The organism is Fibrobacterota bacterium, assembly GCA_019509785.1.
In the GTDB taxonomy this organism is placed as follows: domain Bacteria; phylum Fibrobacterota; class Fibrobacteria; order UBA11236; family UBA11236; genus Chersky-265.
The window spans coordinates 1-12,984 of the sequence record JAEKLQ010000002.1; the positions used below are offsets into that span (position 1 = coordinate 1).

The window sequence follows — 12,984 nt, forward strand, 5'->3', positions numbered from 1 at the left end:
GCTCCTTTTCCAATCCCGACCCTTATGTCGCCAAAGACGCTTATATGGCGTTCGGGAATCCCGCGGCCTTGAACCTCACGGGCATCATCACCATGGAAGCCTGGGTCAAGTGGACTCGCCGGGATAAGCATCGCATCATCATCTGCCACGGCGGGGCCGTCAAGCCGGCGGCGGTCAACGAAACCGTGCTACGTATCGGGGAGACTCTCGATTATCGGGCCGGAGTCTGGACCGGCAAGGATCATTACGCCGCTTCGGTGGTTCCCCCTTCGGATAGCGGCGTGTGGGTGCACCTGGGCGGCGTGAACGACGGCGCAGCGTGGACCTTGTACCGCAATGGCGAGAAGGTGGCGTCGCTCGCGTCCGACACCGGGGCGATGCCTTCGACCGGGGGTTGGCGCATCGGGGCGGAGTTCGCCACCATCGGTTCGACCACCGCCACGGGGGTGACGCGCTACTTCAGCGGATCCTTGGATGAAGTCCGTATCGCATCGGTGGCGCGAAGCGCGGATTGGTTTAAGCTGGCCTATGCGACCCAAAAGGATGGCCAGACCGCGGTGAAATGGTCCGGCGCGACGGGCGTACGGCTGTCGGTTCCGGTCGGACGCATGCGGAGCGGCGGGCTTCGCGCCGGCCTATGGACGGTTCCCAAGGCGGGGAAGACCGGATTGATCGACGCTTCCGGCGCCCTGTTACCCGTCCCTTGATCCGGAAAGGGAAATCCCATGCGATATCGTGAACTCGGCGACACGGGCCTGAAGGTTTCGGTGATCGGCCTGGGCACCTGGCAGTTCGGCGGGGAGTGGGGACGCGCCTACGGACCGGCCGAGGCGGGAGCCATCCTGGGCCGGGCGCGGGATCTGGGCATCAACCTTTTGGATACGGCCGAGTGCTACGGGCCCGATCATCTCTCCGAATCCCTGATCGGCCAATCCCTGCCGGGGCGGCGCGAGGATTGGATCATCGCCACCAAATTTGGTCATCACTTCACGGCGCACAACCAAGGCGATACTGCTTGATCGGTGGATCAGGTAACGGCTCAATTGGATGCCTCCCTGCGGGCCTTACGCACCGATTACGTGGATCTTTACCAGTTCCATTCCGGACTGGACGCGGAATTCTTCCGCGAAGAACTTTGGGCTGCCTTACAGGCCCAGGTGCGCGCCGGCAAGATCCGCCATTTGGGGGTTTCCATCAGTTCCCAAGCCGAGAACCTGGCGCAAGTCGAGGCCGCCCCGCGTTTCGGCATCCGCGCCGTGCAGTTGGTTTATAACCGGCTGGACGATGGCCCGGAAGCGCGGGTGCTGCCCGCCTGCGCCCGCCTCAAGCTGGGGGCATTGGCGCGCGTGCCGCTGGCCAGCGGATACCTGTCCGGCAAATACCGTCCCGGCCACGTCTTTCCCGCCGACGACGTGCGTTCTTCCCAGAATGCGGCTAAAGCCGCCGCCCGCATCGGGAAAGCCTTGGAAATCGGCCGCACCGAGGTTCCGGCCGGCATGGACATGGCCCGTTGGGCCCTGGCCTGGTGCCTGCGACGGCCGGAGGTAACCGCCGTGATACCCGGGGCGAAGGATCCCGCCCAAGTCGAACTCAATGCGGCGGCCGCGGACGTCGCCTGGCCTCCGTAGTAGGTTTGCCTTCGGAACCGGGATTGGCTTCGGAACCGCCTCAGACGGGGGCTTCCGCAGGGGCCTTCGCGCCTTCCAGGGCGGAGCGCACGATGTGCGTGAGTTGGCCGTGGGAGAAGGGCTTGGCGAGGAATAGGGATTGGGGCGTACCTACCCCGCCGCGAACCACCTCGTCGTCGGTGTAGCCCGACATGAAAACCACCCGTAAGCCGGGGTTCAGCTCGCGCAGTTCCTTGGCCAACTCGCGCCCGCTCTTGCCCGACAAGACGATATCGGTGAGCAGCAGGTCCAGGCGCCCGGAATGGTTCTCATACATGTAAAGGGCCTCGCGGGCCCCGCTGGCCTCCAGTACCATGTACCCCTGGGCTTCCAGCACTTGGCGTACCAGGTTGCGGACGTTGTCCTCGTCTTCCACCACCAGAACGGTTTCGGAAGGCCGCCCGGGAGCGGTGGTTTCAATCCTGCCGGGAGCGCGGCCCGTCCAATCCTCGACGCAACGCGGGAAGTAGGCGATGAAGGATGCGCCCCGTCCTTCCTCGCTCGCCACCTTGAGACCGCCTTTGCTCTGTTCCATGATTCCGTATACCGTCGACAACCCCAGCCCGGTGCCCTTGCCCGCGGCCGCGCCGTTCTGCTTCGTCGAGAAAAAGGGCTCGAACAGACGATCCTTCACGGTCATGTCCATGCCTATGCCGGAGTCCCGTACTTCCACGCAGACGTACGATCCGGGCTCGGGCTTGAGGTGGAAATCGGATTCCCGTCCCGTCACTTCCGCGTTACGGGTGGCGATGGAAAGGACCCCTCCCGAAGGCATGGCATCCCTCCCGTTCAGGACCAGGTTCATGACCACCTGCGCCACTTGGCCGGGATCCGCCTTGACCTTGCCGATGCTTCCGGTCTCCACCTTGAATTCAATACTCGGATCGATCAGGCGGGAGAGCATCTTTTCCAAATCGAGGATGACGGCGTTGAGATCGAGCACGGAAGGCACGATCACCTGCTTGCGGCTGAAAGCCAGCAACTGTTGCGTCACCAGGGCCGCGCGGTCCCCGGCCTTGCGGATTTCCTCGACGAAGGCGCGATTGGGATCCTCGGCGGGCAGGCGCGCCAGGACCACCTCGCTGTAGCCGTTGATGGCGGTCAGCAGGTTGTTGAAATCATGGGCCACCCCGCCCGCCAGGCGGCCCACCGCTTCCATCTTCTGCGTCTGGCGGATGTGCTCCTCGGCATGCCGCAGCTTTTCGTTGGCCGCATGGGCCTCCTCCACCAGCACGGCCATGCGGCGCAGGGCGGAACGCTTGAGGGACAAGGCGGTCGCCAGGATCAGGCCGGTGAGGGAAACCGTACCCAGGAATGCTTGCAAGAGGAGCAATGACGTGTTCTGATCGCGGAGGGCGAAGGGCCCGTAGCCGCGCAAGTTGCCGGTGACCGCGATCGCTCCCAGTAGCATGACGGCCGCGGCGGCGCCGCGCTGGCCGAAGCGGTAGCAAGCCCAAATCAGGAAAGGAAGCCCGAGGTATTCGAGAGGCAGGTTCCGTTGGCCTACCGGTAACCATCCCCCGAAGGCGGCCTGGCCGGCCAGGAAAAGGCCTGTGGCCAGCGCGAGGCCTTCCGCCAGGCGAATCCGGTTGAGTCGGAATGAGACGCGCCTTCCCACCAAGATGAGGAACGGCGCCAAGACCCACGCGCTGATGGTATCCCCCATCCACCACGTGAACCAGACGCGCGGGGCCAAGTCGTAAGTCGCCAGACCGCGCATGAGCAATACGCCGGTGCCCACTCCCGCCGAGAGCGTCGTGGCCATCATGCCCGGGCCTAAGGCGAACTTGCAAATGTTCGGGATGGTATCGAAAGCGTCCCGCCCCGCGCAGAAGCGTACGGCCATCCAGGCGCCCGCCAGCGCCTCGAGGGAATTCCCCCCGGCGATGAGGAGCGATGCCGCCCAATCCCCGGAGGCGGACATGTTGACGAGGAACGCGCCGACAAGTACCGAGGGCCAAACCCAACGGCCCAGCAGTACCATGGCCGCCAAGGCGAGACCGGTCGGCGGCCATACGGGCGAAGCGCTGGAGTTCAAGGTCGCAAGGGAGAGGCCATAGCGCCCTGCCAGGTAGTAAACCCCGGTGAGCGAGGCCAGGATAGCCGCTTGGCGCAGGCGATGCATGTTATTAAACCGCATGGAGTTAGTCTCCGACCAGACCTTCTATTCTCTCATGGCTATCGGGTATGGGCAAGCGGATTCCCTTCCCTGGGATGGGCCCTACGCACGCTTTGTGCGTGGAATCGCGATCGCAGCTTTGGTTTCCGCCCCAGGTATCAGGGCCTATTTCGTTATTTGGGTCCCTCCTATCGGAGAATGCGGGAGCGCGGTTACCGCCCTCCCTGCGGGCTCGAGTGCATCTGTTCGGCGAAATAGTTGGACAATTCCGCCGCGTATTCCGGCGTCATCGGCCGGCCGGGATCGTATGCCGGGGCAAGGCGGATGTCGTCGCGTCCGGCGTCCACGTCCACGGTCCGATCCTCCCAGTGGATGGCCCCGATCCACGCCGGCGGAACCAGAACCATTTTCCCTGGTCTCCAGTTCCGCGTTCCGGCCACCAGGTAGCGGATGGACCAGTCCTGATCATCGTAAAGGAAATCCTCGACGTGGCCGATCTCTCCGTCGCGGGCGCGCAAATGGTAGCCCGTGACGTCGTCGGTGCTCCGCAGATGCGGATCCCCGGAAGGCTGCGGGGAGCCCTGGGCGTTCGCCTGCAACGATTGTTCGATGGGGCCCGCGGGCGGGATGGGGTAGGGCGTGGGGCCCCAAAGGTAAGGCCCGGCCCAGTAATAGGGCCAGCCGAAATGCCGGTAATAGGCCTCCTCGAATTGCCGGTTCACGGGACGCTCGGATTCTGGCGAAGGGCAGGCGCGAATCTGCTCCTGCGTCAGATTCACGGGTACGGACTTGGCGTCCTCGTCGGGTCGTCCGAGCAGATGCGGGGAAAGCAATACCATTCGGCCCGTGAGCCAGTTGCCCGCCTGGGCGACCACATAGCGCATGGTCCAGTACGAATCGTCGAAATAGAATTCGTCGATATGGCCGATCCGGCCGTCCGACGCTCCCAGCGAGTATTCCTTCATCTTCTTGGCGGATCGAAGCATGCGGCCTCCTTGAGCGCCCTTGGAGGGGGGTGTCGATCCTGAAAATACTTTTCCGGCGGAGGAGGGGATTAGATAAGAGGGCTTCGGAACGGGACCGCCAGGGACGGACCCTGGCGGCCCAGGCGGCCCAGACGTTTTACGCGGACGGATCCAGCGCCGCTCCGGATTCGGCATCGAAAAAACGCCCTCGCGCGAGGCCTAGGGCCAGTTCGAGCCTGTCTCCGGGGCGGCATCCGGCCGTATCCTTGGGCCGGGCGGCGAAGGCCTCTCCTCCGCCCCCTTCCAGATATAGGCAGACCTGCCCGCCTAGCCGTTCCGCCACCGCGATGCGGGCGGCGATCCTGGGGAACGACCCCGAGCGGGCTTCTTCCGAACCGATGTCCTCGGGGCGCAATCCGAACACGATGGGCTTCCCCGCATGTTTCGCCAGATCCCGTTTCCGCGCAGGATCGAGGGGGAAGGAAAAAAGCGGGTGGATGAATGCGGGTTCTCCTCCGGATTCGCCAAGAGCGCCCCGGAACAGGTTCATGCCCGGTGTCCCGATAAAGGAAGCCGTGAAGGCGTTGGCCGGGAACCGATAGAGGGTATCCGGATCGGCGCATTGCTGGATCACCCCGTCCCGCAGGACCACCACGCGATCGCCCAGGGTCATCGCCTCCACCTGATCGTGGGTCACGAATAGCATGGCGGCCTCGGATTCCAGATGGAGGCGCGCGATTTCCACCCGCAATTGCGCGCGCATCATGGCGTCCAGGTTGGAAAGCGGCTCGTCGAACAGGTAGACCTTGGGCTTGCGCAGAATGGCCCGCCCCAGGGCCGCCCGCTGCCTCTGCCCGCCGCTCATTTCCCCCGGGTAACGCCCAAGTAACCCCTCGATGCCGAGGAGTGCCGCCGTCTCCCGCACGCGCTTATCGATTTCGACCTTGGGGGTCCCGCGTAGCTTCAGCCCGAAAGCCATGTTCTCGGCCACGGTCATATGCGGGAAGAGGGTGTAATTCTGGAACATGATGGCCATGTCCCGTTCCCGCGGCGGCAGGCCGTCCAGGGCCTTGCCTTCCAGGACGACCGTTCCGGCATCGGGTTCCTCAAGTCCCGCGATCAGGCGCAGCAGGGTGGACTTCCCGCAACCCGACGGGCCCACGACGGTGACCAATTCGCGCTCGCCTACCGCCAGGGAAAAGCCGTCCAGAGCCTTGACTCCGCCCGGGAAGCTTTTGGAAAGGCCCTCGATCGCCAATTTCGCGCGCGGGCTCATTGCACGGTCAGTTCGGCCAAGGAGGATTTGAAATGCCTTTGCACCAGCAGATATAGGAGCGCCGTGGGGATCAAGGTCATCGCCGATCCGGCCATCAGCAGGCCATAGGGAATGCGCATTGAACTCCCGTACAGGGAACTGAGCGCGACCCCGGCCGTCATATGCTCGGGCGCGGTCAGCATCACCAGGGGGATCAGATGCTCGTGCCAGGCGAGGATGAAATGGATGAGCCCGTAGGCGATAAGCGATGGGCGGAGCAAGGGCAGGCAGGCCAGGAAAACGCGGTACTCCGAAGCCCCCTCGCTGCGCGCCATGTCGAGCAGGTCGTCGGGCAGGCGCTTACAGGCTTGCGTGAAATAGAGTACGCCGATCCCGGAAATGGCGCCGGGCCAAATCACCGACCAGGGCCCGTCCAGCAGATGCAACCGGTTCATCCATACGAAGAGCGGCAGGACCATGACCTGGCGCGGGATCAGCACCACCAGGACCGCCAGCGCGAAGAGAAGGCGCTTGCCGTGGAACGAATGCTTGGCGAATACGAATCCCGCGGCCGCGGAAAGGGCCAAGGCGATGAGCGTTTGCGCGACGGTGATCACGAGGGAATTCAGGAATTGCCGCGGGTAAGGGATCCACTCCCCGGAAAGCAGGCTGCGGTAATGCCGGAGATGGAACTCCTCCGGGAGCAAAGGGAAGATGTTGAAGATCTCGGGATTGGCCTTGAAGGTGGCGAGCACCATCCATAGGAAGGGGAACGCGAATAGGGCGGATAGGAAAAGCAAAACCCCTAAGGCCAGGACGGGACCGGCGTGGCGAGGGCGAACCGGGGAACGTCGATCAGCCATGGACGCCTCCCGGAATGGCCACGGCCTGGCGCGAACGTTCGGCGCGACCCCGGCCGCGCAAGAGCAGGAGCCAAACGGCGAACATCAGCAAGGGCACCATGGAGAAGCCCATGGCCGCCGCCGAGCCGAAGCGGCCCAAGGTGAAGGCGGTCAGGTAATTATAGGCCACCAGGAGCAGGCCGGCATCCAAGGTCCCGCCCGAGCCGCCCAGCAGGATGTAGGCCCCCTCGAAAAGAACGCAGGCATCCAGGAACAGGAACACCGCGGTGAATGCGAGGACATGAGATAGCATCGGCAAGGTGACGTACCGGAAGGCATGCCAGGCGCCGGCGCCTTCGGCGCGGGCCAGATCGTAATAGGCTTTCGGGATCCCGTCCAATCCCGAAAGCAGGATCAAGGTCGTGAAGCCCGACCAACGCCATATCGCCAAAAGGACGAGGGAGAATTTGATCACGCGCGGATCGCGGATCCAATCGACCATGGGCAATCCCAGGGGGGCCGCGACCAGGGCGTTGAGCATTCCGTGCGGCCCGTTGAAAACGAGCAGGTATAGGAATGCGAGGACGGCGGGCGGGGTGAGGCCCGGGAGCATCAGGCAGAAGAGGATGGCGCTCCGGGAACGTGCGTAGGTCCGCCGCAGCAAGTGGGCGAGGCCTAGGGAAAAGGCCGTGACCGCGCTGATGGACATGGCCGCATAGGCCAGGGTGTTCCGAAGCGCGTGGAAGAAACGGGGGTCGTGGAGCAGCTCGCGGTAATGGGCGAGCCCGACGAATTCGGGCTCATCGAATAGGGTATCCGATTGCAGGCTCAAGGAAAAGCCTTGGGCGATGGGGATGAGCCAGAAGGCCACCAGCCCGGCGAAGAAGGGGACGAGCAGGAAGACCGGCAGTGGCTTGCGCCGCGTCTTCAGGGCTTGGTCCCGCCTTTCGAGAGCAGTTCGGTCTTGATGCACCTTGGGGGCCAATTCCATGAACAGGCCCGCCAGGGTCTGCCCGGCGAAATAGGGATCGGCGCGGTTGAAGCGAAGGTCCGTCCAGGCCGGGCGGTAAGGGGTGAAGCAGTTCCCCTGCAGGTAGCGTTCCACGTTGGCGTCCACGTCCGACATGACCCAGTCGATGAACTTCCAGGCGCGATCCTGCTGCTTGCTCTTCTTGAAGATGACCAGCCCCTGGCCCGAAAAGCTCGAAGTCGGGCTTTGGCCGCGGGACAAGGTATCGGTCCAAACCGGCAACGGAATGGCCTTCCACTTACCCGTATGCTTGACGTCGAAGCCCTGGATCATATCCAGGCCGTACCAGTCCGCCCCCATGATGGCGAGCACGCCGTTGTTCTGGACGTAGGAATTGAAGAATTCCGGTTCGAACATGGAACCGCGGTCGGGCACCAGGCCGATGCCCTTGTCCTTCCACTCCTTGATCTTGCGGAGGGTGGAAACCGCCACGGCGGAATCGGGCAGGGGATTCCCGGCCGCGTCGAACAATTCATAACCGCGTTGGCGCATGAGGATTTCGAAGTAAGACCAGTCCAGCACCAGCATGCTGCGGGTTTCGGTGTGGAGCTTCTTCGCGACCGCTTCCAGCTTGGGCCAGGTGTCGATGGACTTGGGCGTGATCCCGAGTTCCTTGAAAACGTCGTCTCGGTAGTACAGGACCACCTCGCTCACGCTCTGCGGAATGCCGTAGACACGATCCTTCCAGCGGAACAGGCCCATGCGTTGCGGCAAAATGCCCCCGGCCATCTCCGACTTTTCCAGGCGCGGGGTCAAGTCCGCGAAGGGGATGGTCCCGCGCAGGTACAAGCTGAAATAGATCTCGTCGAGTTGCACGATGTCCGGCGGATTTACCCCGGTCTTGATCGCGATGGCCAGCTTGTCCGGCATTTCCGTGAAGCCGTAAGAGCGGACGTGCGCATCGAAGGTGGGATCGACCTTGGCCTTATAGACCTGGATCATGTTCTGGTAGTACTTCTCGTCGGTCTGGGAATTGACCCAGAATTCGATGGGCGCAAGGCCCGACTTCGCAGCCGGAGCTGCCGCCGCTTGGGCGGGAGCGGGAGGGGCTGCCTTGGCCGGATCCTCGGACGCGGCGAAGGAACCGCAGGACATCGAAAGCAGGAGAAGCGACAGGGACCTCAAGGACATGTCTGGAGCCTCCTATGGCGGAAAATCGTCAGGAATATACTAATAGGGGAAGGCCGGAAAACGGAGCAAGGGAAGCCATTTAGGCAAGACTTAGAGCCGGCAAGCGATCTCCCCTTTGGGCCTATCCCCCAGCCAGATTCCCACGCCCACGCGCGCATGCTCGCTGCCCAAGGCCGGGAGTTCCCGGGTATCGGGTTCCAGGATGACCTTGATTTGATAGTCGAGGGGATCCCGCAAGTAGGCGTCGATCAATTCGCGGACCTGCGCGGGCAAACCCCCTTCCAGGGGCGCCTCTTCGCCATCGGGCTTAGGCGCGCGGGCCTGGGGGCCCAAGTCCGGGCGGGCGGCCTCCCTCGCGGAAGGCAGAAAACGGTTAAACAGGGCCCGTGGCACCGGTCCGATTTCGACGGTGAAACGGGACATCCGGTCCTGCATGCGATCCCCGATCCGGGTGGATCGGCCCAGCTTGGCGATCCCGTTCCCTTCGTCGGGGGCGCCCAGCCGCGTCTTCAGCGGGATCTCAGTCCAATTGGCTTCGAATTGCCGGATGCGAACCCGCGTGAAGCCGAAGTAACCGCGTAGGAGTTGCTCCAATCCCTTGGCGGAACGCACCCGGTTGCCCAGGAAGCGGGCATAGGGGATACGGCGCAAGTTGAAGTCCGAGGTTTGACCCTCGACGGCGACGCGCTTGTCGCGTCGCGGCCATTGCCCGGTCAGGGCCAGCAGCCGCAAGGTGTACTCATCCGGCCGCGCCGGATCGAATTGGGTCCCGTGCCGGTACTTCTTCCAGGCCCGGTAGAAGAACGAGTACATGCGATGGGTGAAGATATCCAGGAACTTCTTCAGCTCGAAGTATTCGACTTTCCGGAGCGTGATGGGGTCGATGAAGTACGAGGGTAACGGCGAGGATACCCCGTACAGGCCCATGAAGGTGAGGGACATGCGCAGGGGGCCTTCGCCCAGGTTGGGCATCTCGCGCAGGGGAGGGAGGGTGGAAGGATCCGGTCCGGGCTCATCCGGGCTGCGGCGGTTTTCCAGGATATCCGCCTGAGCGCGGAAAGAGAGCGGCGGCAGGATGGCGGCCACTTCGCCGGCCGGGAAACCGAGGCTGTTCAGGGTTTCGAAGCGGAGCGGCTCGGATCCCAGATCATCGCCCGTGCCCAGCTTGCCGCGCTCCGGGAACAACCTCTCCAGGAGATGCACGGCCTGGAAAAAATTCAGGTCCGTTCCCTCGCCCAGGAATAGCCGGTTCAGATCAAGTGGCATCGGCCTTCCCGCGGCGCCAAGGTGAAGCCTTTCCCGGAAGGTTGCAAGGAAACCTTAAGCGAGACCAGATGGTTGATGGATGCGTATTGGGTGAAGAATTCCAGCAGTACGCGGGCGAAGATGTTCAGTTCGCCGGCTTCCGAAAAGGCCCCGTCGCGGATCTCCACCGTGATTTCGGCCCCGGAAACCAACTGGCCGTCAAGCATGAACCCCCGCTTGGACGCCATCGCCGAGCCGACCCCGTCGATCAGCTTCCGGTTCACCGCGCTATGCGTCCAATCGTACAGCGACAGGACTTCCTTGAGGTTGCCCTTCTGGCATAGGGATCGGTAGTTCATGTTCATGTGGGACAGGACGTACCAAAGATAATGGTCGGACTGCGGGGGATAAATAGGGACCGTCGGCCGCGTGAAATTCCCGAATTGGCAGAAGGCGGGAAAGCCCGGGGCGGGATTGGAGATGGCGTTCTCCAGGATCTCCTCGCGCGGCAGGCTGCCGTTGGTGGCGAGGATGCCCACCGACAGGAATTCCTCGGTCAGGGTTTCCACCGGCTTGCGCGTGCCCACGGAAAGGTAGGTCTGGAAGCGGCCCTTGCCCTGCATTTCCTGGCGCGTCTGCCAGAAGGAATCCAGCGCCTCTTCGCCCTTGGCCAGGATTTGGTGGCGGAACTCGCTGAACTTGTGGAAGGGCCGTTGGGCCCCCGTCGATTTATTCACTCCCGTTACGCCTTGCACCTCGTATATCTCCAGCTTGCGCTTGGCGTCCGCGTAGAGCGGGTATTCGAAATGCTTATGGTTGAGGTTCACCGGTTCGGCCGTGGTCGGGAACAGGTTCACCACCGGCGTCGCGTAGAGCCGGAAATTCTCGGTCTTCACCCGTTTGCCCTCGGGCACCGCCTCCGTGAAAAAGAAGGTGAGGGAAAAACGGGAGTAATCGGGCATGGCGGCGATCGGCTCCAGGCCTTTTACGCGCACGAAGCGGAACTTCTCCTCGAAGGCGAAGAACTCCTGCAAGAACCGGCTGCCTTCGAATGAATTGTCCAGGCCCGGCAGCAGGCTTTCGTTTTCCCGGAAGCCGCCGGCCTCGATCAAGGACTGCCCTCCCAACTCCCGGGAATGGCCCTCGCCATCCAAGATCACCTTGGAGACCTTGCCGGTCAGGTAATGGTGCAGGAAATATCCCAGAGTGCGTTCGCCATGCAGGTATATGTCCAGGAAGGGGATGTTCAGCTGGGCGGGATCCGCGCCGGGGTCCATCTGGAAGGACAATTTGAATCCTTCTCCGAGTACGGCATGGTGGACGGTTTCGGCGCCGGCCAGGGTCAGAGGATACATCGTCACGTCTTGCGTGCTTTGGAATCGGCAGGAGACCATTTCCGGGCCGACCGGATTGGAAAGGAATTGCGTCCCGCGCGGGATGACGTAGGGCTTGGGCAGCATGTTGGCCCGGAAGGTGATCTGTACCATGGCCAAGGAGGGGATGCAGCGCAGGAAGGCCGGGTCCGCCATCTCCATCAAGTTGCGGGCGAACTCGGGGAAATCGTCCTCTAGCTTTTGCCGGATGCGTCCGGATAGGAAAGCGAACCCTTCGAAAAGGCGTTCCACGTAAGGATCGCGATCCTCCACCGTGGTGATGTTGAGGTAACGCGCGCGTTCCGGGAAGGCCTCGGCGAATTCCTGGCCGCCTTCGGTGAGGAAGCGCATTTCCTCTTCATAGAATTTCTCGAAATCGGACATGCGCCCTCCTGCGGCTTCAGGTCCTCGCCCGCAGGGGCTGGACCGAGGTTTCGCCCGTGCTGGTGAAACTGGTTTGGAAGGAGATGCGATCGCCACCGCGGACGACGGCGGCCAACTCGAAACTGAGCTTGAACTCGTTCGGGAGGGTGGGCAGCGGGCGGATGCGCACCCGTTCCAATCGCGGTTCGTATTTCGTGATCAGGTTCAGGATGGTGGTTTCCAGCTCCTTGAGGCTGGAGGGGAGCTTGCGATAAATCTCGCTGATGTCCGGAAGTCCGTAATCGTCAAGATGCGGAATGGACCCCTGGCGGGTATTGAACATACGCCAAAGGTGATCGGCGATGCTCTTGGCTCGGCGGTATTCGACCGGGACGGCGCTTACGGGCGTGCCATCGGCGTATTGGTCCGCCAACTTTTCGAACAGGCTCTCCGGAAGGTTACTACGGGCGCCCGCCATGCAGGCAAAGGTAACAAATGCCCCGGCCCGGCCAGCGCTTCGGGAAACCGGTAAAAGAGAAGGCCGGAAGGGAATCCCTTCCGGCCTTCGTCCCTTTGCCCCCCGGATCCGGAACGGATGCCGAGGGAAAGGCCGCCCCCGCACGCGCCGGGCGTTGAACGGGGCGCGGAGGCGGGCGATCGAATCAGACGACGGGCGATTCCCAGTCGTCTTCGGCGGTGATGCCGCCATCGTTCCAGGTCCAGGTGATCTTCTGATAGGTGAAGGCCACTTCTTCGTATTCGGCGAACTTCATCAGATCCGGATGCTTGTTGTTGGGCATGCGGAAATCGATGGAGGCGATGTTGGCATTCAACAGCTTGACGGTGTAATGCTGCTGCTCGGTACCGGTACCGGTGGTGGCCTTGAGCTGGGGGGCCCAGAACTGGAGTTCCCATTCCGGGATGTTTTCATTGTTCACCAAAGCGTTGTAAAGCAGGGGCGAGGATTTGTCCAGCTCCTTGGTGATGACGAAAG

10 protein-coding genes and 1 pseudogene are annotated in these 12,984 nt (G+C 62.9%); 2 read left to right on the plus strand and 9 right to left on the minus strand.

Going from position 1 to position 12,984, the window contains the following annotated elements; genetic code table 11:
- A partial coding sequence (locus tag JF616_00040; GenBank protein MBW8886119.1) for a LamG domain-containing protein occupies positions 1-707 on the plus strand: 707 nt, incomplete at its 5' end.
- 18 nt (positions 708-725) lie between these two features.
- Positions 726-1,628, plus strand: a pseudogene (locus JF616_00045) (aldo/keto reductase).
- A gap of 40 nt (positions 1,629-1,668) precedes the next feature.
- Here JF616_00045 and JF616_00050 read toward each other — a convergent pair.
- The 9 genes from JF616_00050 to hcp form a co-directional block, all read right to left on the minus strand.
- Positions 1,669-3,807 (minus strand): MASE1 domain-containing protein, encoded by a 2,139-nt coding sequence (locus JF616_00050; protein ID MBW8886120.1) that lies wholly within the window; start codon positions 3,805-3,807, stop codon positions 1,669-1,671.
- A gap of 191 nt (positions 3,808-3,998) precedes the next feature.
- Positions 3,999-4,772 (minus strand): PRC-barrel domain containing protein, encoded by a 774-nt coding sequence (locus tag JF616_00055; protein ID MBW8886121.1) that lies wholly within the window; start codon positions 4,770-4,772, stop codon positions 3,999-4,001.
- Positions 4,773-4,908: 136 nt separating this feature from the next.
- On the minus strand, positions 4,909-6,027 hold the full coding sequence (locus JF616_00060; GenBank protein ID MBW8886122.1) for an ABC transporter ATP-binding protein: 1,119 nt from the start codon (positions 6,025-6,027) through the stop codon (positions 4,909-4,911).
- Complete coding sequence (locus tag JF616_00065) at positions 6,024-6,869, minus strand: carbohydrate ABC transporter permease (protein MBW8886123.1); 846 nt, start codon at positions 6,867-6,869, stop codon at positions 6,024-6,026. The genes JF616_00060 and JF616_00065 overlap by 4 nt, the downstream gene beginning before the upstream one ends.
- Positions 6,862-9,009, minus strand: coding sequence for an extracellular solute-binding protein (locus tag JF616_00070; protein MBW8886124.1), 2,148 nt, complete (start codon positions 9,007-9,009; stop codon positions 6,862-6,864). Before JF616_00070 ends, JF616_00065 begins: the two co-directional genes overlap by 8 nt.
- Before the next feature lie 90 nt (positions 9,010-9,099).
- A complete protein-coding gene (gene tssG, locus JF616_00075; GenBank protein ID MBW8886125.1) occupies positions 9,100-10,275 on the minus strand; it encodes a type VI secretion system baseplate subunit TssG in 1,176 nt (391 codons plus the stop codon).
- Positions 10,260-12,011 carry a type VI secretion system baseplate subunit TssF gene (gene tssF, locus JF616_00080; protein ID MBW8886126.1) on the minus strand — a complete coding sequence of 584 codons (1,752 nt, stop codon included), beginning with the start codon at positions 12,009-12,011 and terminating at the stop codon, positions 10,260-10,262. The genes tssG and tssF overlap by 16 nt, the downstream gene beginning before the upstream one ends.
- Positions 12,012-12,027: 16 nt before the next feature.
- Entirely contained in the window at positions 12,028-12,468 is a 441-nt protein-coding gene (tssE, locus tag JF616_00085) for a type VI secretion system baseplate subunit TssE (protein ID MBW8886127.1), read from the minus strand.
- A 184-nt stretch (positions 12,469-12,652) separates the two neighbouring features.
- The coding region (gene hcp / locus JF616_00090) for a type VI secretion system tube protein Hcp (GenBank protein ID MBW8886128.1) at positions 12,653-12,984 on the minus strand (332 nt) is incomplete at its 5' end.